We start from the raw sequence: 21005 nt of genomic DNA, 5'->3' as shown, positions 1-21005 counted from the left end.
CCACCCCCGAGCAACTCAGCCTGTTCGAGGCCCTCGACCTGCGGTCGCCGTAGGGCTGTAGTGGCATTTTTTGCAGCCCGGGTGTCGGGAAATCAATCACTTGCGCGGTTAAGTGCGGAACTTGGGGAGCCCGCTGAGCTGGGCCAGATTCCGGTGATCCGGCTGGTCGCCGGCCGTCATGTGCGGAGTTTCAGTCCCGCCCAACATGCGCTTTGGGTCCAGCTGCAAGCCTCCGAAACGCAGGCGCAGGCCAACGGTCGAATGCAACTTGTCGAGAACTCCGGTCACGACATCCAGATCGAGCGCCCGGACGTCGTCGTCGCTGCCGTAAAGGCACTCCTGCAGTCAGCCCCCGAGGACACCCCGCAGCTGCAACCCTCGTCTCGAACTGCACCGGTGCCTTCGTCAGGCTGACTCAGGCGGGTCGATCGTCGACGCCCACTGGATCGTCAGCAGTGACACGATCGAACCCGAAACTGAAACGTGCGCCGCCAAGCGGGCTCGCTGCGACCTTGAGCTCGCAGCCGTGCAACCGTGCGATATGGTGCGCGATGGCCAGGCCCAAGCCCACTCCGCCGCGGTGCCGATTGCCCGGGGTAGGCAGGCGCACGAACGCTCGCAGTACCGCTTCACGCTGCGCTGCCTCAATGCCCGGCCCATCGTCATCCACGTGCAGCCACAGACGATCGGGTTGCAGTTCCAGCTCGATGTGCACGCTGTCCGCCGCGAAATCGAGTGCATTGCGCACCACGTTGCCAAGCGCATGTTTGAACAGGGTGCGATCGACCGACACGCTGGGCGCTTGAGCGGGCGGCTGCCAACGCAGATTGCGGGCATCCAAACCGGCCAGAGCTTCAGCCACGAGCACCGGGATCGGCGTTGGCACCGGCTCTGCATTGAGACTGCCCAATTCGAGCCGGGCATGCAGCAGGATCTCGTCGATCAGGCGTTCCATGTCGTCGACCGCCTGGCTGGCACGCTGCTGCGCGGACTCCGCAAGCTGGGGGCTCTCGCTCCACAGCTGCTGCGCAAAGCGCAGGCGAGCAAGCGGAGTGCGCAACTCATGTGCGACGGCGCGCAGCATGAAGCGCTGCTGTTGGAAGTGCAGATGCATGCTCTCGGCCATCGCATCGAACACCTGCGCAACGCGGCCCAGAGCGTCCCTCCGGCGGTCTGCAATGCGATGACTGAAATCGCCCGCGCCGACGGACTTCGCGGCGTCGGCCAGGCGCTGCAGGCGCGGCCCGAGCGGCAGCAGGCCGATCATCAGCACAGCCGCCAGCAAGACGAGCTGCGACCATTGCAGCAGGTCAGCTGCAGGCGCTTCAAGGGGATTGGGGATGGGTCCGAACACGAGCACCTGCCCTGGCTCGAATCGAAGCAGGGCGCGCTCGTCGGCGCTGAAGTCCGGCGGCACCGCGAGCGCCGACACGCCCTCGAGTTCCAACTCCCGACGGATGGGTTGCAGCTGCGCCGGGTCCACCGCGGTGATCTCGGCATGCAGCGTCTCGTCTTCCAGCAGGCGCACCGGGTAGCCGAACATTTCTGTCAGGCGCAGGAGTTCGAGCCCGCGCTGTTCGGAATCCAATGCACGCAAGCGCTCGGCAGCCAGCAGGAGCGGACCGCGCGCAATCAGGCTGGTGTACTGGCGCTGGGTATCGGTCATCTCATCCATGTGCAGGACGACGATCAGGACGGCGCTGAGGCTCAGCAGCAGCAGCTGCCCCAGAAAGATCTTGGCAAGCAGCCACTTCATCGCTGCAGGTCCTGTGCGCGCAGCATGTAACCCTGCCCGCGCACACCGCGCACCCATTCGCCACCGCCAGGGTGCGCGCCAAGCGCTCTGCGCAGACGTGAAGCGCGCAGGTCGATGGAGCGGTCGGTGCCGTCATAGGGCAGGCCGCGCAGCTGCAGGCTCAGGGTCTCGCGATCCACCACTTCACCGGCATATCGCGCCAACAGCACCAGCAGATCGAACTCGGACGAGGTCAAGCCCAGTTCGACACCCCCCAGCAAGGCGCGCCGCCTGAGCGGCTGCACCTCCAGCGCCCCGACCCGCAGGCTGGCGCTGGAGCCGGCATCCGCCACATCCACCCGCCTCAGCAGCGCGCGGATTCGCGCCAGCAGAACGCGCGGCTTGATCGGTTTGCAGACGTAGTCGTCCGCCCCTGCCTCAAGAGCCGCGACCTGATCGAATTCATCGTCGCTGGCGGTCAGCACCAGCAGGGCGCCGCTGTACAGCGGGCGCAGGCGACGACACAGACTCACGCCGTCCAGCCCCGGCAACATCAGATCGACGATGGCGAGGCGTGGTCTGCACGAAAGCACACAGGCTTCGCCGGCGAGGCCTTCATGCTTCACCTGGACGTGCAGGCCCTGACTCTGCAGGTAGTCGCTGATCAGGCCAGCGAGAGCCTGATCGTCCTCTACCAGAACAACATCGATATGCGCGGACATGGGGCCCAATCACGGTGGTTGGCGCGGCGGCCACATGCTAGCAGTGCGTTCTCAGCCAAGCGCTGAGCCGGACGACCGGTGTATCGGCTGGATACATGGCCATACGCAGCCGGCATCCGCCAGGCCTGCCGATACGGACCGAGACGGCAGCGCGGGCGCGGGCCTGCGACAAAGCACCCACCCGAGCGCCGCACTCGCTGCCGGGCACACCCCCCAAGGAGTTCCCATGAAAACCCGCATCACCTCATCCCTGCTGATGAGCCTCGCCTTCGGCTGCCTCCTGCCCGCAGCCCACGCCCATGCCCATGTTCCCGCCGCACTGAGTGGCGCCTGGTACGACCCCGCGCAATCCGGACACGGTCTGCAGATCATCATCGGCCAGGATCAACGGGCTGCGATCAGCTGGTACACCTATGGCGCACAGGGCGGCCAGGCCTATGTCGTTGGCAGTGGCAGCATCGAGGGCCGCACTCTACGGGTCGCCGCGCATGCAACCCGGGGTGGCCGCATGCCTGGCTTCGACCCGTCCCAGGTCGAAACCCCACCGTGGGGCGAACTGCGACTTGAGTTCGAAAGCTGCTCGCGTGCTCGCCTGCATTGGCGATCCAGCGCTGAACTGCCCGGCCTGCCGAGCGGCGAAGGTCAGGTAGAACTGCAGCGTCTGCTCCCCGTCGGTGGAGCCCAGTGTCGCGACGAGGACCTGCGAGAGCATCCGCCCGGCCCGATGGAGGGCCGCTACATCGCCAGCGCATGGCAGTGCGATGGCGAGGCCAGCACCAATCTGCCGAGCCTGTCGATACGCGATAGCGCGGGCGCGCTGCAGGCGCGCTTCGCCTGGTTCCAACTCGACGGACGGGCCAACGGCGACACCCTGCAGATGCAGGGCCACACCCGCTTGAGTGAACTGGACTGCAGCCTCGACCTGCACGGGCAAGCACAGCCGGATGGGGCGTTGGCGCTGCAGGCTTCAGGGCAGTGCGGCCCAGTCCAGCAACGCTGCGAGGGTCTGTTTCATCCGGCGGCCGCCGAACTCGCTGCTGGCCCCTCGCAGCCCGTGGTGCCCCTGTTGTCGAAGCCGTTTGCGGGCGAGTTTCCGCTGGGCAACCTGCACGACCACGAGCCCGGCGACGCGCAGCAGACCCAGTTGGGTTACAGCGGACATCGACGCTCAACCGGCGACGGGATGGGCAGCATGGGCTATGACGGCCACGTCGGCTACGACTGGCTGATGCCGGAAGGCACGCCCCTGCTGGCTGTGGCCGATGGCGTGGTCCTTTTGGCCGAAGAAGTCGATCAGCCCTGCGGTGATCACACCCCGCGCGGCCCGGTCCTGATGTTGGTCCACACAGGCCCGGACAGGCACGACTACATCAGTTTCTATGGGCACGCCAGCGCCTTGCAGGTGCGCGAAGGCGATCGCGTGCTGCGCGGTCAGACCGTGGCCCTGTCAGGCAACACCGGCTGCAGCACTGCGCCCCACCTGCACCTGCACATTCTGAGAGCGGTGGGCGATCGTCTGGAGCTGGTCGATCCCTATGGCTGGCAGGCATCGTCGGCTGACCCTGCGTTGGAACGCCCCGACTTCGGGCCGAGCGCGTGGATGTGGCTGCCAGGCGAAGCGCCGGCCTTGGACTAGCAGCCTGTCACCGTGGTTGCCCAGGCAGGCTCAGGCCCGCCTGGGCAGCCGACGGCACCAGCCTCGAACAACTGCACAGCTGCCGAAGGCTGCGCGGAAACGCAAGCGAGAACAGCCGTCTTGAGTCGCTCGGAAAAATCCAGCACCAAAAGCGCCCGTTGTTCCCGGGGCAGCTGCACCGCTATCCGGCGCTGAGCAACTCAGAAGCTGTCATGCGGCACCCGCACCCAACCTTCCATCAGCACCCGCGCGCTGCGGCTCATGATCGCCTTGGTCACCGTCCACTGCCCACGCAAGAACGTCGCCTCGGCGCCGACCCGCAGGGTGCCGGACGGATGACCAAAGCGCACCGCACTGCGCTCGCCCCCGCCAGCCGCGAGACTCACCAGCGTGCCGGGAATCGAGGCCGCGGTGCCGATCGCCACCGCCGCCGTACCCATCATCGCGTGGTGCAGCTTGCCCATCGACAGCGCACGCACGCGCAGATCGATCTCGTCAGCGCGCACCGTCTTGCCGCTGGAGCTCACGTAGTCGGCCGCGGGCGCAACGAAGGCCACCTTGGGCGTGTGCTGGCGCTTTGCAGCTTCTTCCGGTGTCTTGATCAGGCCCATGCGCAGCGCACCGGCGGTGCGGATCGCCTCGAACATCGCCAGCACAGCCGCATCGCCATTGATCTCGCCCTGCAGTTCGCTGCCGCTGAAGCCGATCTCAGCCGCGTTGACGAACACAGTAGGGATACCGGCGGTGATCATGGTGGCCTGCAGCGTGCCGATCCCGGGGACTTCAAGCGCGTCGACCAGATTGCCGGTGGGAAACAACGCGCCGCCGCCCTCGCCTTCGCCTTCATCGGCGGGGTCGATGAACTCCAGCACGATCTCGGCGGCGGGAAAGGTCACGCCGTCGAGCTCGAAGTCACCGGTCTCCTGCACCAGACCGTTCGTCACCGGCACATGCGCCAGGATCGTCTTGCCAATGTTGGCCTGCCAGATCCGCACCACGCAGACGCCGTCCTTCGGCACGCGGCGGGCGTCGACATAGCCCGCCTGCAGCGCGAACGCACCCGCGGCGGTGGAGAGGTTGCCGCAGTTGCCCGACCAGTCGACGAAGTCGCTGTCGATCGAGACCTGGCCGTAGAGGTAGTCGACGTCGTGCCCCGGCTTGGCGCTCATCGAGAGGATCACGCACTTGCTGGTCGACGAGGTCGCGCCACCCATGCCGTCGGTGTGCTTGGCGTAGGGGTCGGGGCTGCCGATCACGCGCTGGAACAGACGATCGCGGGCGCGGCCCGGCACTTGCGCGGATTCCGGCAGGTCTTCGAGGCGGAAGAACACGCCTTTGGAAGTGCCACCGCGGTAGTAGGTGGCGGGGATGCGGAGCTGGGGGGCGTGGGGCATACATCAAACCTTGCGAGCGTTGCTCCCCTCTCCCCTTGTGGGAGAGGGGTCGGGGGAGAGGGGGGAAGCCTCGGCCAGCGCCTGAAGAATCGACTCAAGCACAGCCTCGGTGTCTTTGAGAATCTGGTCGTTCCAAAAGCGCATGACGCGAAAACCTTCAGAGGCCAGCCAGGCATCGCGGACTGCATCTCGCGTTGATTCGGAGTGCTGCCCTCCATCCGCCTCGATCACCAGCCTCGCGCCGAAGTGCACGAAGTCGAGGATGTAGGGGCCGAGCGGCTGCTGTCGCCTGAACTTCTGCCCCTGAAAGCGGTGCGCCCTGAGGTGCCTCCAGAGTACGCGCTCCGCATCGGTCAGGTTCTGCCGCAATTGCTTGGCGAAGTCGCGAGATTCCATCCCCCTCTCCCCAACCCCTCTACCACGAGGGGAGAGGGGCTCCTGGCTATCAATGGCTGAGTGCGCGTCGAACGCTTCAATTCTTCAAGGCAATACTTGCTTGGCGAAGCCGCGAGATTCCATCCCCCTCTCCCCAACCCCTCTCCCACGAGGGGAGAGTGGCTCCTGGCTATCAATGGCTGAGTGCGCGTCGAACGCTTCAATTCTTCAAGGCAATACTTGCTTGGCGAAGCCGCGAGATTCCATCCCCCTCTCCCCAACCTGCCTTCGCTTCGCTCGGGCTTCGGGGGTCATCGGCTGCCACCGGCAGCCGATAATCGCCCCCCTCCGCTTCCCACGAGGGGAGAGGGGCTTGTGTGTTCGTACCGCTGAGTCGGTGACAAGCGCTTCAATCCTTCAAGACCGCAGAGGGTTCCAGCACGTGCGCAGAACGTAAGTGCCTTGCGGCGGACAAGCAGCGCATTCATTGCCGCCCCCCACCCCACGATCAGTGACTGCCGAAAGGGTCGAGGTGCCCTCAGTTTGACTCCCCTCTCCCCTCGTGGGAGAGGGGTCGGGGGAGAGGGGGCAGGTCGCGTCAATCCTACAAACTGCCTCGGTGCCTCGGTGCCTCGGTGCCTCGGTACCACAGCATCCCGGAGTCTCAGTAGCGCCACATCTGAGAGCGCCGAGAGTTCCTCACCCCACCCCCGCCAGAAAATCCTGCGCGAACCGCTGAAGCACGCCGCCCGCCTCGTAGATCGATACCTCTTCCGCGGTATCCAGCCGACAGCGCACCGGCACGTCCACGCGTTCGCCGTTGCGGCGGTGAACGATCAGGGTCAGGGTGGCGCCCGGTGAACGTTCGCCGATGACGTCATAGGTCTCGCTGCCATCCAGGCCCAGCGTCAGCCGCGTGGTGCCGGCGATGAACTCGCAGGGCAGTACGCCCATGCCGATCAGGTTGGTTCGGTGAATCCGCTCGAAGCCCTCGGCAACGATGGCTTCTACACCGGCCAGACGCACGCCTTTCGCCGCCCAATCGCGCGAAGAACCCTGGCCGTAGTCGGCGCCGGCGATGATGATCAGCGGCTGGCCGCGCTCCATGTAGGTTTCGATCGCTTCCCACATGCGCGTGACCTCGCCTTCCGGCTCGACCCGCGCCAGCGAGCCGCGGCGGATGGTGCCGTCGGCGCTGCGCGCCATTTCGTTCTGCAGGGTCGGGTTGGCAAAGGTTGCGCGCAGCGCGGTGAGGTGGTCGCCGCGGTGGGTCGCGTAGGAATTGAAGTCCTCTTCCGGCAGGCCCATTTTCGCGAGGTACTCACCAGCCGCGCTGTCGGCGAGGATCGCGTTCGACGGCGACAGATGGTCGGTGGTGATGTTGTCGCCAAGCAGGGCCAGCGGCCGCAGGCCGGCCAGCGTGCGCGGCTTGGCCAGTGCGCCTTCCCAGTAGGGCGGACGGCGGATATAGGTGCTCATCGGCCGCCAGTCGTAGAGCGGGCTGACTTTCTCGCCGCTCTCCAGTTTCAGCTTGAACATCGGCTCGTAGACGGCGCGGAACTGCTCGGGCTTGACCGCCTGCTTCACCACCGCGTCGATCTCGGCGTCACTCGGCCACAGGTCCTTCAGCAGGATCGGCGTGCCGTCTTCGCGATGGCCCAGCGCGTCGCGCTCGATGTCGAAGCGGATGGTGCCGGCGATCGCATAGGCCACCACCAGCGGCGGCGAGGCCAGGAAGGCCTGCTTGGCATAGGGATGGATGCGGCCGTCGAAGTTGCGGTTGCCGCTGAGCACCGCGGTGGCATAAAGATCACGCTCGATGATCTCCTGCTGGATGGCGGGATCCAGCGCACCGCTCATGCCGTTGCAGGTGGTGCAGGCAAACGCCACGATGCCGAAGCCGAGCTTCTCCAGCTCGGTCTTCAGACCGGCCTCTTCCAGATACAGCGCCACCGCCTTCGAGCCCGGCGCCAGCGAGCTCTTCACCCAGGGCTTGCGCGACAGGCCCAGCGCGTTCGCCTTCTTCGCCAGCAAGGCGGCTGCGATGACGTTGCGCGGGTTCGAGGTGTTGGTGCAGCTGGTGATGGCGGCGATGATCACCGCGCCGTCCGGCATCAGGCCCTGCGCTTCCTGCGCGCGGGCGGCGTCGAGGTTGACCGCGATGCCCTTGGCGGCGAGATCGGCCGTTGCCACGCGCGCATGCGGGTTGGACGGCCCGGCCATGTTGCGGACCACGCTCGACAGGTCGAAGTGCAGCGTGCGTTCGTAGGTCGCGGTGGCGAGATCATCGGCCCACAGGCCGGCGGTGCGCGCGTAGTTCTCGACCAGGGCGACCTGCTCGTCCGTGCGACCGGTCAGGCGCAGGTAGTCCAGCGTCTGGCCGTCGATGAAGAACATCGCCGCGGTCGCACCGTACTCCGGCGCCATGTTGGAGATCGTCGCGCGGTCGCCGAGCGTGAGCGCGGACGCGCCTTCACCGCGGAACTCCAGATAGGCGCCGACCACCTTGGACTTGCGCAGGAATTCGGTCAGCGCCAGCACGATGTCGGTGGCGGTGATGCCCGGCTGCGGCTTGCCGGTCAGTTCGACACCGACGATTTCCGGCAGGCGCATCCACGAGGCACGGCCGAGCATCACGTTCTCGGCTTCGAGGCCGCCGACGCCCACCGCGATCACGCCCAGCGCGTCCACGTGCGGGGTGTGGCTGTCGGTGCCGACGCAGGTGTCGGGGAAGGCCACTCCGTCCTGCACATAGATCACCGGCGACATCTTCTCCAGATTGATCTGGTGCATGATTCCGTTACCCGGCGGAATCACATCGACGTTCTTGAACGAGCGCTTGGTCCAGTCGATGAAGTGAAAGCGGTCTTCATTGCGGCGATCCTCGATGGCGCGGTTGCGCTCGAAGGCATCGGGCACATAGCCGCCGCACTCCACCGCCAGCGAGTGATCGACGATGAGCTGCACCGGAACAACGGGGTTCACCTTGGCCGGATCCCCGCCTTGCTCAGCGATGGCATCGCGCAGGCCGGCGAGGTCAACCAATGCGGTCTGGCCGAGGATGTCGTGGCAGACCACGCGCGCCGGAAACCAGGGAAAGTCGCGCTCGCGCTTGCGGTAGACGAGCTGCTCCAGGCATTCGCGCAGGATCGAGGGCTCGCAGCGACGCACGATGTTCTCGGCGTGCACGCGCGCGGTGTAGGGCAGGCTCGCCCAGGTGCCCGGCTCGATCGCATCGACCGCCTCGCGGGCGTCGAACCAGTCGAGGGCGGTGCCGGGGAGGGGTTTGCGGTGATCTGTGTTCATGAGTGGTGGCCGGGATTCGGGATTTGGGATTCGGGATTCGTTGAAGCCGGCGGACCGGGAAACTGAGGAAGTCATGCCACCTCAAGGCCGCCGGAGCTTCACGCTCTGCTCCCCTCTCCCCACGGGAGAGGGGTCGGGGGTGAGGGGCTGTGCGGAGCGAAGCAGGCTTGCCGGCAAGGTTTTTCGGCATGCTCTGTAGCGATCCTCACCCCAACGCGCCCTCCCTTCGGCAGGGCTAGACCCCCATGGACTGGCACAGGTCGTCCAAAGTCGGCGAGGAACGCTCCGTCGAGAGCGGTGATGAGAGGAGGACGTTTGGCGTGGCTCGTCAGCATCTACTTGGACACCTGCTTCTTGAAGCCAATATGGCTTTCGACGTAGCCCAGACCACGATAGAACCGATGCGCATCAGCGCGGCTCGCAGCCGAGGTCAGCTGCAGCAAGGTGCAGCCACGCTCACGCGCACGCTCCTCGCAGGCCTGCATCAGCTGCGCGCCTAGGCCCTGGCCGCGCAGGTCGGAAGCGATGCGCACCGCCTCGACATTGCAGCGCCAGGCGCCGCCGCGGCTCAGGCCGGGAATGAAGCTGAGCTGGGCCATGCCGAGGATGCGCCCATCCAGCTCGGCCACGAGAAGCTGCTGATTGGGGTCTGCACTGATCGCTTCGAAGGCCTTGAGGTAGTTGGGGTTGGCAACGTCGAACTCGCGGTTCTTGCCGAGGGTGTCGTCTGCGATCAGGGCGAGGAGGGTTGGGAGGTCGGCGTGCTGCGCGCTCCGGAAGCTCACTGCCGCTTCGCTGCCGGCCTCAGTGGCGATGTCTGGACTCGAAGGCATAGCGCTGCTCCAGTGGGTGTTCTCGCGCGTTCGACTTTGGGCTCCGTCCGGCTCCTCACCCCAACCCCACCTTCGCTTCGCCTGGGCTCCCCCAGCCATGGACTGCCACCGGCAGTCCATAAGCGGCTGGGATCGCTCCGTGGGGAGAGGGGCTAGAGGGCGGGAGTCGCGCAGCGTTGCCAAAACCTGGCAGAGCCCGCTTCTGACGAATCCCGAATCCCGAATCACCAATCCCGGATCAGCGCGCCGCTCAGGCGCGCTGATCCAGCGGCACAAACTTCAGATCCTCAGGCCCCACGTAGTTCGCGCTCGGCCGGATGATCTTGCCGTCGATGCGCTGCTCGATCACGTGCGCGCTCCAGCCCGAGGTGCGGGCGATCACGAACAGCGGGGTGAACATCGCCGTCGGCACGCCCATCATGTGGTAGCTCACCGCGCTGAACCAGTCGAGGTTGGGGAACATCTTCTTGATGTCCCACATCACCGATTCCAGGCGCTCGGCGATGTTGTACATCTTCATCGAGCCGGCCTCTTCCGACAGCTCTTCGGCGACGCGCTTGATCACCACGTTGCGCGGGTCGGAGACGGTATAGACCGGATGACCGAAGCCGATAACGACTTCCTTCTTCTCGACGCGGGCGCGGATGTCGGCCTCGGCCTCGTCCGGGGTTTCGTAGCGCTTCTGGACTTCGAACGCGACCTCATTGGCGCCACCGTGCTTCGGCCCGCGCAGCGCGCCGATGGCGCCGGCGATGCAGCTGTACATGTCGGAGCCGGTGCCGGCGATGACGCGGCCGGTGAAGGTGCTGGCGTTGAACTCGTGCTCGGCGTAGAGCACCAGCGAGGTGTGCATGGCCGCGACCCAGCTCGGCCGCGGCGTCTCGCCATGCAGCAGGTGCAGGAAGTGGCCGCCGATCGAGTCATCGTCGGTCTCGACCTCGATGCGCTTGCCGTTGTGGCTGTAGTGGTACCAGTACAGCAGCATCGAGCCCAGCGAGGCCATCAGCTTGTCGGCGATGCCGCGTGCGTCCGGGTGGTTGTGGTCGTCCTTCTCGGGCGTCAGGCAGCCGAGCACGGAGACGCCAGTGCGCATCACGTCCATCGGGTGCGCCGAGGGCGGCAGCTGCTCCAGCGCCACCTTGAGCGCCGCGGGCAGGCCGCGCAGGCTCTGCAGCTTGGCCTTGTAGGCTTTGAGCTCGGCGCGGGTCGGCAGCTTGCCGTGCACCAGCAGATGGGCGATCTCCTCGAACTCGCAGCTGCGCGCGACATCGAGAATGTCGTAGCCGCGGTAGTGCAGGTCATTGCCGCTGCGGCCGACCGTGCACAGCGCGGTGTTGCCGGCGGCGGTGCCAGACAGGGCAACGGACTTTTTCGGCTTGAAGCCGGGGGTGGCGGGGGCGGTGGATTCGGTCACGGTCATGCTCCGTTGACGGGGGATTCGATGAGCGCCTCGCCGGTAGCGAGGCCTCGCATTGTTCGTAGCTTGGGTTTAGCCAAGGGCGAAACCCGACGCCGGTCCATTCGAGTGTTTGGCTAGAGCGGTGTGTGCGATGTTGGGCCGCGCTGCGCTTGGCCCAACCTACGCCGATCGCGGCGGCGCGCGCTGCTCTGTTTCGCTTGACACCTTTTTTGCTCGGGTTGCGGACCCGGTTCAGCTCACTGCTTCGCCTTGGCGAACAGCGCATCCAGGCGCTGCTCGAAGGCGTGGTAGCCGATGGCCTCGTACAGCTCCATGCGCGTCTGCATGGTGTCGACCACATTCGCCTGCGTGCCATCGCGGCGGATCGCGGTGTAGACGTTCTCGGCGGCCTTGTTCATGGCGCGGAAGGCCGACAGCGGATACAGCACGATGCCGACGTCGGCGCCGGCCAGCTCGTCGACGGTGAACAGCGGGGTCGAACCGAACTCGGTGATGTTGGCCAGCACCGGCACCTTCACCGCCGCGGCGAACTGCTTGTACATCGCCAGCTCGGTCATCGCTTCGGGGAAGATCATGTCGGCGCCGGCCTCGACGCAGGCGACCGCGCGCTCGATGGCCTTTTCCAGGCCTTCGACCGCCAGCGCATCGGTGCGCGCCATGATCACGAAGTCGGGATCGGTGCGTGCATCCACCGCGGCCTTGATGCGGTCGACCATTTCGGCCTGACTGACGATCTCCTTGCCGGGGCGATGGCCGCAGCGCTTGGCGCCGACCTGGTCCTCGATGTGCATCGCAGCCGCGCCGAACTTGATCAGCGACTTCACCGTGCGCGCGACATTGAAGGCCGAGGGCCCGAAGCCGGTGTCGACGTCGACCATCAACGGCAGGTCGCAGACGTCGGTGATGCGGCGCACGTCGGTGAGCACATCGTCCAGCGTGCTGATGCCGAGGTCAGGCAGACCCAGCGAGCCCGCAGCCACGCCACCGCCCGACAGGTAGATCGCCTTGAAGCCGGCGCGCTTGGCGAGCAGGGCGTGATTGGCATTGATCGCGCCCGGCAGCTGCAGCGGCTTCTCGCTGGCGACGGCGGCGCGGAACTTGGCACCGGCGGAAACGTGGCTCATGGGAACTCCTGGTCGAAGGGTCGGGGCGGATGCGCGCGTTGCAGCGGGCGGGGTCTGAGCCCGTTACATCAAGACCCGTGCCAGTGCCGGCAGGCGCTGCGGAGATCTGCAAGCCACTGATTTACCAGAGCACGCGCGACAGTAGAGCGCGCAGACGTTGCAGTGGCGTGTTTCAATGCAACACCCCACGACACGACACATGCAACATGAGCGCGCATCCCGAATCCACCCGCCTGCCCGTCATCTGGACGGCTTCCGTCTCGCGCCTGTCCCAGCTGCTGCGCGAGGTGACGCCCGAGTTCGACGGCCGCGCGCGCATCGAGAACCTCAACCTCGGCTTCGAGGACGCCGTTCGCCACATCCGCACGCGCCTGCCCAGCGAGCGCGTCGACGTGCTGATCTCGGCCGGCAGCAATGGCGCCTACCTGCGCAACCGCATCAGCCGCCCGCTGGTGCTGGTGCGCGCTTCGGGTTTTGATCTGATGCAGGCGCTGTCGCGGGCGCGGCGCATCGCCGACCGCATCGGCGTGATCACCCACGAGACCGATCTGCCGGTGTTCGCCGAATTCCAGCGCCACTTTGGCCTCGACATCGCCCAGCGCAGCTTCATCACCGCGGAAGAAGCGCGCTCGGCCGTGGGCGATCTCGTCAGCCAGGGCGTGCGCGCCATCGTCGGCACGGGTCTGGTCACCGAGCTGGCCGAACAGGCCGGCGTGGCGGGCGTGCTGATGTACTCGGCCGACTCGATCCGCCAGGCCTTCGAGAGCGCGCTCGACGTCGCCCGCCCGCTGATCGCGCAGGAGGAGCACGCCCCCAGCCCACGCGCGAAGAAGTCCGGCGCGCCGCGGCACGCGCTGGAAGACCTGGTCGGCGCCAGCGCGGCGATGGTCGAGCTGCGCGAGCAGATCCGCCGCGCAGCAAGCAGCTCGGCCACGGTGTTGATCCAGGGCGAGACCGGCAGCGGCAAGGAGCTGGTCGCCCAGGCCCTGCACGGCGTCAGCCCGCGTCGACGCGGGGCCTTTGTGGCGATCAACTGCGGCGCGGTGCCGGAGTCGCTGCTGGAAGGCGAACTGTTCGGTCACGACGAAGGCGCATTTACCGGTGCACGTCGTGGCGGCCGCGCCGGCCTGATCGAGACCGCCAGCGGCGGCAGCCTGTTTCTGGATGAGATCGGCGAGATGCCGCTGGCCCTGCAGACGCGCCTGCTGCGCGTGCTGGAGGAACGCGAGGTGCTGCGCGTGGGCGCGTCGAACCCGATCCCGGTCGACCTGCGCATCATCGCCGCCAGCCACGTCGATCTGCGCGCGGCAGTGGCCGATGGCCGCTTCCGCGCCGACCTGTTCTACCGTCTCGACGTGCTGCGCCTGCGCCTGCCGCCGCTGCGCGAGCGCCGCGAGGACCTGCCGGCGCTGATCCGCAGCCTGCAGGACAGCCTGCGTCGGCGCGGCCTGGGCATGCGCGAGCTGAAGTTCAGCGCCGAAGCGATCGCGCTGATGTCCGCGTACCCATGGCCCGGCAATGTGCGCGAACTGCGCAACCTGCTGGAGCGGCTGCATGCGCAGGTCGATCCGGCGGTGGTGGAGATCGAGGCGGCGGTGTTGATGCGGCTGGCGCCGGAGTTGGGCGCGGGCGGGGCCATGGGCCGGGTCGGTCAGTCGTTGCCCGCTTCGATGCGGGTCGGCAACGCTGCGGCGAACGCGACGGCGACTCGCCCCTCGGCCACCGAGCTGCACGCGCTGCTGGAAAGCCATGGTGGATCACGCAATGCAGTCGCGGAGTTGCTGGGGATTTCGCGCAGTACGCTGTGGCGGTGGCTGCGGCAGTGCGACGCGCAAGAGTTCCCCGGTGAGTCGGATTGAGCGCCTCCCCTCTCCCCTTGCGGGAGAGGGGTCGGGGGAGAGGGGTAGGCGGCGTGCGCCAGGCTTCCCCCCTCTCCCCAACCCCTCTCCCACAAGGGGAGAGGGGCTATGCCACCGCACACCATGACGATGCCGGTTGCACACCGGGCACGGCTGGAGAGGTCAGCCAGTGCGAGCTGTTGGAGTGCATTCACGATATGAACCACGAAGCATTCAAGTCAGCAGTCGTCTGCCATCTCCGGACTGCCGCGGCGTTTCAGGACGCCTTGGAGGGCCTTGCTATCGGGAACGTCCCGCGCGAGCACATTTCCCGACGGCTGTGGATTCTCGCAAACCAAGACGGTGCAAGCTTTGGCGCGCTTCTGAAGCTGGGTCATGTGGGTAGCGCGCTAGCGTTGATCCGTCCGCAAACTGAAGCCTTCCTGCGTGGGTGTTGGGCGCGTTGGTTTGCGACAGACGTTCAGCTATGCCAAATCGCGGAAGGGACGGGACGATTCGAGCTCCTGGGGCAGACATTGAAAGATCTCGACTCTTTACAGCCGCCGGTGAGGATCTGCGGTCGGGAACTGGACGTTGTGCATTTGTCGAGAGCAGCGGTGAGCAAGCTCCATGACCTTACGCATCGTGGCACGCTCGCCCTGGATCTTCTTTCGGTATGCAACGCATCCCTTCCGTTCGCGGCTGCGCCACATTTTCTTGCGGCGCTGGATTTGACTATCCAGATCGGCGCCCTCTCGGCAGCCGCAGCTCTGGAAGATGCCGGGGATAGCGAGGCGGGCAACGCATTGCTTGTCCGAGCAGATGAATTTCGCCTTCAGGCAGATCATTGGCTTGAAGTCAGCCAGCATCTCCAAGTGGAGTCCGTGCCTGTGGCGAAGCAATGAGCGGGATCTCCGAGCGCTCCATCGGGATCGACCAGCCTCCCCGGATTGTCCTCATCACCGGCGCCCACGGCTTCCTCGCCGGCTTCATCATCGCTGCCCTGCACGCCCGCGGCTGGCGGGTGATCCGCGGCGTGCGTTCGATGCCGCGCGCTGCGGACGAACGCCACTGCGATTTCGCGCGGGAGCAGAACAGCTCCGACTGGCACGCCCTGCTGGACGGCGTCGATGCGGTGATCAACGTCGCCGGCATCCTGCGCGAGACGCGAACCCAGACCTTCGAGGCGATACACCACGCTGGCCCCTTGGCCTTGGCGCGCGCCTGCGTGGAACACGGCGTCCGCGACTTCGTGCAGATATCCGCGCTCGGCGATCCCGCCGACGGCGAGTTCATCGCCTCCAAACACCGCTTCGACTCCGCATTGCTGGACCTTGAGCTGCGCGCGGTGGTGCTGCGGCCTTCGATCGTCTACACGCCGCGCGGCTCCTACGGCGGCACGTCGCTGCTGCGGGCGCTGTCGGCCCTGCCGGTCGCCGTGCCGCTGCCGGGCGCGGGCGCATGGCCGGTGCAGCCGCTGGCGGCGGAAGACCTGGGCGATCTCGTGGTGGCCGCGCTCGAGGGCGAGCAGCACGGCGTGTTCGAGGTCGGCTGCGCGCAGCCGCTGAGCCTGCGCGATTACCTGCTGCGCTGGCGCGCGTGGTTGCGGATCCCGGGCGCGCGCACGTTGCCGACGCCACTGTGGGCAGTCGATGCGGCCGTGGCGATTGGCGAGCGCTTCGGCGTCGGCCCGATGGGCCAGACGATGTGGCGCATGCTCAAGCGCGGCAATGTCTGCGCGCCCGATGCACATCAACGATTGCTCGCCGATTTCGGCACCGCGCCGCGCGATCTGGATACGGTGCTGGCGCAGACGCCCAGCCAGGTGCAGGACCGCTGGCAGGCGCAGCTGTATCTGTTGGCCCCCGTACTCCGTTGGACCGTGATCCTGCTGTGTCTGATCTCGGCCTGGGCAGGCTTCGCCACGCCAGCCGCAGAAATCGAAGCGATGTCTGCGGGTTCTCTGCTCGCGCAACTGCAGCCTGTCGCACTGGCGCGCTTCGCCGGTGGCGCCGACCTCGTGCTCGCGCTGTGGCTGGCGAGCGGCTTGCGACCGCGCGCAGCGGTGGCGTCGGCCCTGCTGCTGGTGCTGGGCTACACGCTGGTGTTTGGTGCGCTGGTGCCGGCGCTATGGCTGGACCCGCTCGGTGGGCTGGCCAAGAATCTCGTCCTGCTGCCGGCACTCGCCGTGCTGTGGGTGCTGAGCGAACGGAGGTAGGGCGATGGACTATCTGTGGCTGAAGTGGATCCACATCCTGTCGTCCACGCTGTTGTTCGGCACCGGGCTCGGCATCGCTTTTTTCATGTGGGTGGCGCACCTGCGCGGCGATGCGCGGGTGATCGCGGCCACGGCCCGCACGGTCGTGATCGCCGATGCCTGCTTCACCGCGCCGGCCGTGGTCGTTCAGCTGGTGACCGGCCTGCTGCTGTCGGCGCAGCTGGGCTGGCCGATCGAGGCCTTCTGGTGGCGCGCTTCAGTCGTGCTGTTCTTCGTGGTCGGCGCCTGCTGGCTGCCGGTGCTGTGGCTGCAGCTGCGGGCGCGCGATCTGGCCGCCGCGGCAGCGGCCTCGGGCGGCGCGCTTCCGCCCGCCTACCACCGCGCCATGCGGGCGTGGTTCTGGCTGGGTTGGCCGGCTTTCCTCAGCGTGCTGGCGATTTTCTGGCTGATGGTGATGAAGCCGGGGTAGGGCTTTGGCACGGGTTGACCGGGGCGGGAGTGGAGGCTGTGGTGGGTCAAGACCCACCCTATGCGGGTCGCAGCGCGATTCGGGCGGCGCCGAGCTGTTCGGAGTGTTGGCCCGCGGCGCCGAGCGTTCCAGACGAACGCCACTGCGGTTTCATTCGGATGCAGCACATCACCGCCTGGCGCGCCCTGCTCGACAGCGTGAATGCGGTGGTCAAGGTCGCCGGCATCCTGCGCGAGAAGCGGCAACAGATCTTCGATGCCATCCACCACGACGGCCCGCTTGCGCTTGCACGGGCCTGCGCCGAGCACGGCGTGCGCGACTTCGTGCAGGTCGAGGTCGGCTGCGCGCAGCCGGTCAGCCTGCGTGACTACCTGATGCGCTGGCGGGCGTGGCTGCAGATTCCGGGTGTGTGTGCGCTGCCGACGCCGCTGTGGGCGGTGGATGCTGCGGTCGCGGTCGGCGAGCGCTTCGGCGCCGACCCGATGGGCCAGACCCTGTGGCGCATGCTGAAGCGCGGCAAGGTCTGCTCGCCCGTCACGCCCGCCGCGCAGATCGAGGCGATCGCGGCAGACAGGCTGCTGGCCGAGCTGCGGCGGGTGGCCGTGGCGGGTCTCACCGGCGGCGTCGATCTGCTGCTCGCGCGTTGGCTGGGCAGCGGCTGGTGTGTGGGTGAGGCGGTGGCTTCCACCCTGCTAGTGGTGCCGGGCTACACGCCGGTGCTCGGCGGGCGGGTCCCGGGCTTTGGCTCCTCGCCGGACGTCACCCATACCGTCGCTGGTGTGTTTCGTCGCATGGGTCCGAAGCGCGCGCGGATTTGGATTCACACTGCCGCCACTACTGAACTCAAGGCACTCCCGTGAACAGAATTCAGCGCTTCCTTGTGCGCGGCCTGCTCGCCTTTCTCGGCCTGCTGGCTGTACTGGCCGCCTTGGTCGCCTACTTCGTTTACACGCCCGATCCCGAACTGCCTCAACTGTCGGGCACGCTCAGCCAGGGAACCCTGGAGGTGGCGGGGCTCACGCGCAGCTACCGCAGCTATGTGCCCAAGGGCTTGCCCGAAGGCGCAGCTCTGGTGCTGGTGTTGCACGGCTCGGGCGAGGGCCCGCAGGCCGTTCGAAAGGGCACCGGCTATGGCTTCGAGCGCCTGGCCGACCAGCATGGCTTTGCCGTGGTCTACCCGAAGTCGTTTGGGTTTGACTGGAACGACTGCAGTTCCATCGGCAACACAGCGGTGAACGGTGTGCGCGCCGACGATGCCGGCTTCCTGGCGGCACTGGTGGACACGCTGGTTGGCGAGATCGGGGTTGATCCCAAGCAGGTGTTCGCGGCTGGGGTTTCGAACGGGGGCTCGATGGCCATGCGCCTGGCGCTGGAGCAGCCGACGCGCTATCGCGCGTTGGCCGCCGCGCTGGCCAACGTGCCCGCGCCGCAGAACTTCCAGTGCCAGCCGGTCGGGCAGCCCCCCTCGATCATGATCTTGAATGGCACCGAGGACCCGCTGGTGCCCTATGCCGGCGGCGAGATCAACCTGCTGGGGCTGTTCTACAAGGGCGGGCAGGTCATCTCCTCGACCGCGTCGGCCCAGTACTTCGCGGACCGCAACGCCATTGCCGGCACGCCCCAGGTCAGCCTGACGCACACGGCGCAAGGCGCCCAAGTCGAACACGCAGTTTGGCGGGCGGCGGATGGCCGCAGCGAGGTGGAGCTGGTCACCCTGCATGGTGCCGGCCATGTGCTGCCCCAGCCCTGGGCGCGCCGCCCCCGCCTGCTGGGGCCCGCCCCCGAGGAGCCCAATGGGCCGGCCATGATCTGGGCCTTCTTTGAAAGGCAATCGAAATGAGCGTCCTGGAGGTTCCACCGGACAGCCACCCGCTGCTGCATGTCGCCGCCGCCGTGGTGCTCTACCTGCACATCGGCGCCGGCACGGTGAGTCTGCTGGCGGGTGCGGCTGCATTTGTCGTCCGCAAGGGCTCGCGCCGGCACCGACTGGCCGGCAACATCTTCGTTGTCGCCATGCTGATCATGTCGGCCATCGGCGCTGCGGTGGCGCCGTTTCTGCCCACGCCCGAACGGGCCTCAGTCATCGCCGGCGTGCTGACCTTCTACCTGGTGCTCAGCAGTTGGGCTGCGGTCAAGCGCAAGCCGGGTCAGATCGGCGCCTTCGACTACGGCCTGCTGCTGACCTCAATGACCGTGGTAGGCGCCAGCGCCTACTTGATGAGCTTGGCGGCGCAAAGCGCGACGGGCACGCTCGACGGCCAGCCGGCCGCTGCCTTTGTGATGTTCATGATCATTGGCAGCCTGGCGGCCGTGGGGGACCTGCGGCTGATCCTGCGGCGCGGCGTCAGCGGCGCGATGCGTCTGGCCCGCCATCTGTGGCGCATGACCGTGGCGTATTTCATCGCGGCCAATGCCCTGTTCCTGGGCCAGCCGCAGGTGTTCCCGGACGTGCTGCAGCGCTGGTTGTTTGTGCCGGGCCTGCTGATCCTGGGTTTGTTGCTCTATTGGCTCGGCCATGTGGGCTACGGTGCCTACCGGCGCGGAAGAAACCCGATCAAAGGTAGCCGGCCTCACGCCGGCCGATAGACCTCCGCGCCCCGAGCGATGCGCCCACCGCGGCGCTCGACCACGGTGATGGCGACCCACCACCCGCGCATTCTCGAACGCGCCGACCGAATCGTGAGCTTGCAGGATGGCCGCCTCAGCGTGGACAGTGCAGCGCACTGATGCGATCCAGTCAGTCGGGTGCGATCGGAAGGTCCACACTCTTGCTCGCATCACCGTCGCCGAGCGCTGCCCGGTGGGCCTCTACGCCCGTGCCTGCTGGAACCCCAGCGCAAACCCGCCGCCACTGCCCCGGCGCCACACCCTGCCAGCGCTTGAAGGCGCGGCGGAAGTTGGCGCTGTCGGTGTAGCCGAGACGGTAGGCGATCGCCTCGATGCTGCTGCGGCCGGACCGCAGCTGCGCAAGCGCCAAGCTGTGGCGGACCTCGTCCAGCAGCTGGCGGAAAGAGGTGCCCTGTTCGACCAGCCGGCGATGCAGCGTCCGCGGACTCAAGCGCAGTCGGCGCGCGCTCGCCTGCAGCGAGGGCAGGCCGGCGGGCGCCTGCAGCAGCAGCCGCTGCACACGCACGCTCAGGCTGGCATCCGCATCGAGCCGGTCGAGCGCCCGCTGACAGCTGCGCGCGGCCTCCTCGAAGGCGGCCGGGTCAGCCTGCTTCAAGGGCGCATCGAGCACGTGGATGGGCAGGCTGAAGCCGGTCCACTGCTGGCCGTATCTGACCGGACTGCGCAACAGCTCACGCGCCAGTCGGGCGTACTCGGGCGCCTCGAACGCAAACGCGACACTGCCGGCGCGGCTGGCGCCAAGGGTCAGCGCATCCAGCAGGTTGCGCACGCTGAGCAGGGTCGATTCCAGCAGCGGCCGCTGCAGCTCGCCGAGCGGCCAGGCTTCGACGAAGCACACCCGCAGTTCATCGCCGTGGTGCTGCAGGCTCAACGTGATCAAAGGCATGCGCAGGGCCATGAAGCGCTCCAGCAGGGCGAGCGCCTCGCGCAGGCTGCGGGCCTGCAGCAGGGCGCCGCCCAGCACGCCATGGGTGTGCGCCAGCAGCCGCTCGCCCACCAGCAGGCCCAGCGCGGGCTCGCCCGAGGTCTGCAGCGCCGCTTGCACCAGGCGCACAAACTTCGCCAGCGGCACCCTGAGCTGCGGGTCGGCGCTCGCGGCGGGGCCGGGCGGGCCTACGCCGCAGCCCAGTGCGAGCTGAGCCGCAGCATCCAGTCCGGCGGCGGCGAACCACACGCTGGGATCGATGCCGAACTCACGCAAACGCGCATCGATCTGCCAGAGGTAATCCACGGGCAGGCTCAAGTGTGGGTCGAACATGCAGCACGCTCCGGACCGGGGGCGCTTCAGTGTTGGCGATAAATGACCT

At 67.2% G+C, this 21005-nt stretch carries 18 protein-coding genes; 9 read left to right on the top strand and 9 right to left on the bottom strand.

Annotated elements, in window-relative coordinates:
• Positions 1-414 (top strand): alpha/beta fold hydrolase (locus ACIQ7H_RS15075; RefSeq protein ID WP_395792931.1); only part of this gene is annotated, 414 nt, incomplete at its 5' end.
• A gap of 1 nt (position 415) precedes the next feature.
• Here the strand turns inward: ACIQ7H_RS15075 and ACIQ7H_RS15070 are convergent.
• On the bottom strand, positions 416-1756 hold the full coding sequence (locus ACIQ7H_RS15070) for an ATP-binding protein (protein ID WP_395792929.1): 1341 nt from the start codon (positions 1754-1756) through the stop codon (positions 416-418).
• Entirely contained in the window at positions 1753-2457 is a 705-nt protein-coding gene (locus tag ACIQ7H_RS15065; RefSeq protein ID WP_395792927.1) for a response regulator, read from the bottom strand. Before ACIQ7H_RS15065 ends, ACIQ7H_RS15070 begins: the two co-directional genes overlap by 4 nt.
• A gap of 226 nt (positions 2458-2683) precedes the next feature.
• Between ACIQ7H_RS15065 and ACIQ7H_RS15060 the strand changes: the two genes are divergently transcribed.
• Positions 2684-4093 (top strand): M23 family metallopeptidase, encoded by a 1410-nt coding sequence (locus tag ACIQ7H_RS15060; RefSeq protein ID WP_395792925.1) that lies wholly within the window; start codon positions 2684-2686, stop codon positions 4091-4093.
• Positions 4094-4293: 200 nt separating this feature from the next.
• On the opposite strand, the gene prpF is transcribed toward ACIQ7H_RS15060, so the two are convergent.
• The 6 genes from prpF to prpB all read right to left on the bottom strand — a co-directional run bounded on the left by prpF (position 4294) and on the right by prpB (position 12545).
• Positions 4294-5487, bottom strand: a complete 1194-nt coding sequence (gene prpF, locus ACIQ7H_RS15055) for a 2-methylaconitate cis-trans isomerase PrpF (RefSeq protein ID WP_395792923.1) — start codon at positions 5485-5487, stop codon at positions 4294-4296.
• A gap of 3 nt (positions 5488-5490) precedes the next feature.
• Complete coding sequence (locus ACIQ7H_RS15050) at positions 5491-5883, bottom strand: endonuclease domain-containing protein (protein ID WP_395792921.1); 393 nt, start codon at positions 5881-5883, stop codon at positions 5491-5493.
• A gap of 678 nt (positions 5884-6561) precedes the next feature.
• Entirely contained in the window at positions 6562-9168 is a 2607-nt protein-coding gene (acnD, locus tag ACIQ7H_RS15045) for a Fe/S-dependent 2-methylisocitrate dehydratase AcnD (RefSeq protein WP_395792919.1), read from the bottom strand.
• Positions 9169-9503: 335 nt separating this feature from the next.
• A complete protein-coding gene (locus tag ACIQ7H_RS15040; protein WP_395792917.1) occupies positions 9504-10001 on the bottom strand; it encodes a GNAT family N-acetyltransferase in 498 nt (165 codons plus the stop codon).
• A 250-nt stretch (positions 10002-10251) separates the two neighbouring features.
• Positions 10252-11415, bottom strand: a complete 1164-nt coding sequence (gene prpC, locus ACIQ7H_RS15035) for a 2-methylcitrate synthase (RefSeq protein ID WP_395792915.1) — start codon at positions 11413-11415, stop codon at positions 10252-10254.
• 242 nt (positions 11416-11657) lie between these two features.
• Complete coding sequence (gene prpB / locus ACIQ7H_RS15030; RefSeq protein ID WP_395792913.1) at positions 11658-12545, bottom strand: methylisocitrate lyase; 888 nt, start codon at positions 12543-12545, stop codon at positions 11658-11660.
• A 206-nt stretch (positions 12546-12751) separates the two neighbouring features.
• Between prpB and prpR the strand changes: the two genes are divergently transcribed.
• From prpR to ACIQ7H_RS14995, 7 genes are all read left to right on the top strand, one after another.
• Complete coding sequence (gene prpR / locus ACIQ7H_RS15025) at positions 12752-14404, top strand: propionate catabolism operon regulatory protein PrpR (protein ID WP_395792911.1); 1653 nt, start codon at positions 12752-12754, stop codon at positions 14402-14404.
• Between the two features lie 197 nt (positions 14405-14601).
• Positions 14602-15288 (top strand): DUF6988 family protein, encoded by a 687-nt coding sequence (locus tag ACIQ7H_RS15020; protein ID WP_395792909.1) that lies wholly within the window; start codon positions 14602-14604, stop codon positions 15286-15288.
• On the top strand, positions 15285-16601 hold the full coding sequence (locus tag ACIQ7H_RS15015; RefSeq protein ID WP_395792907.1) for an SDR family oxidoreductase: 1317 nt from the start codon (positions 15285-15287) through the stop codon (positions 16599-16601). The genes ACIQ7H_RS15020 and ACIQ7H_RS15015 overlap by 4 nt, the downstream gene beginning before the upstream one ends.
• A gap of 4 nt (positions 16602-16605) precedes the next feature.
• Positions 16606-17070, top strand: a complete 465-nt coding sequence (locus ACIQ7H_RS15010; RefSeq protein WP_395792905.1) for a DUF2269 family protein — start codon at positions 16606-16608, stop codon at positions 17068-17070.
• 158 nt (positions 17071-17228) lie between these two features.
• Positions 17229-17930 carry a hypothetical protein gene (locus ACIQ7H_RS15005; RefSeq protein WP_395792903.1) on the top strand — a complete coding sequence of 234 codons (702 nt, stop codon included), beginning with the start codon at positions 17229-17231 and terminating at the stop codon, positions 17928-17930.
• Entirely contained in the window at positions 17927-18910 is a 984-nt protein-coding gene (locus ACIQ7H_RS15000) for an alpha/beta hydrolase family esterase (protein WP_395792901.1), read from the top strand. Before ACIQ7H_RS15005 ends, ACIQ7H_RS15000 begins: the two co-directional genes overlap by 4 nt.
• Positions 18907-19656, top strand: coding sequence for a DUF2306 domain-containing protein (locus ACIQ7H_RS14995; protein ID WP_395792899.1), 750 nt, complete (start codon positions 18907-18909; stop codon positions 19654-19656). Before ACIQ7H_RS15000 ends, ACIQ7H_RS14995 begins: the two co-directional genes overlap by 4 nt.
• A 151-nt stretch (positions 19657-19807) precedes the next feature.
• On the opposite strand, the gene ACIQ7H_RS14990 is transcribed toward ACIQ7H_RS14995, so the two are convergent.
• The gene (locus tag ACIQ7H_RS14990; protein ID WP_395792897.1) at positions 19808-20956 is read right to left on the bottom strand and encodes an AraC family transcriptional regulator; all 1149 of its coding nucleotides are present in this window, start codon (positions 20954-20956) and stop codon (positions 19808-19810) included.
• Between the last annotated feature and the right edge of the window lie 49 nt (positions 20957-21005).

This window comes from Aquimonas sp. (assembly GCF_044377145.1).
Classification (GTDB): Bacteria; Pseudomonadota; Gammaproteobacteria; order Xanthomonadales; family Xanthomonadaceae; genus Aquimonas.
Note: the sequence above shows the minus strand (reverse complement) of the source record. Positions and strands in the feature narration are given on the sequence as shown.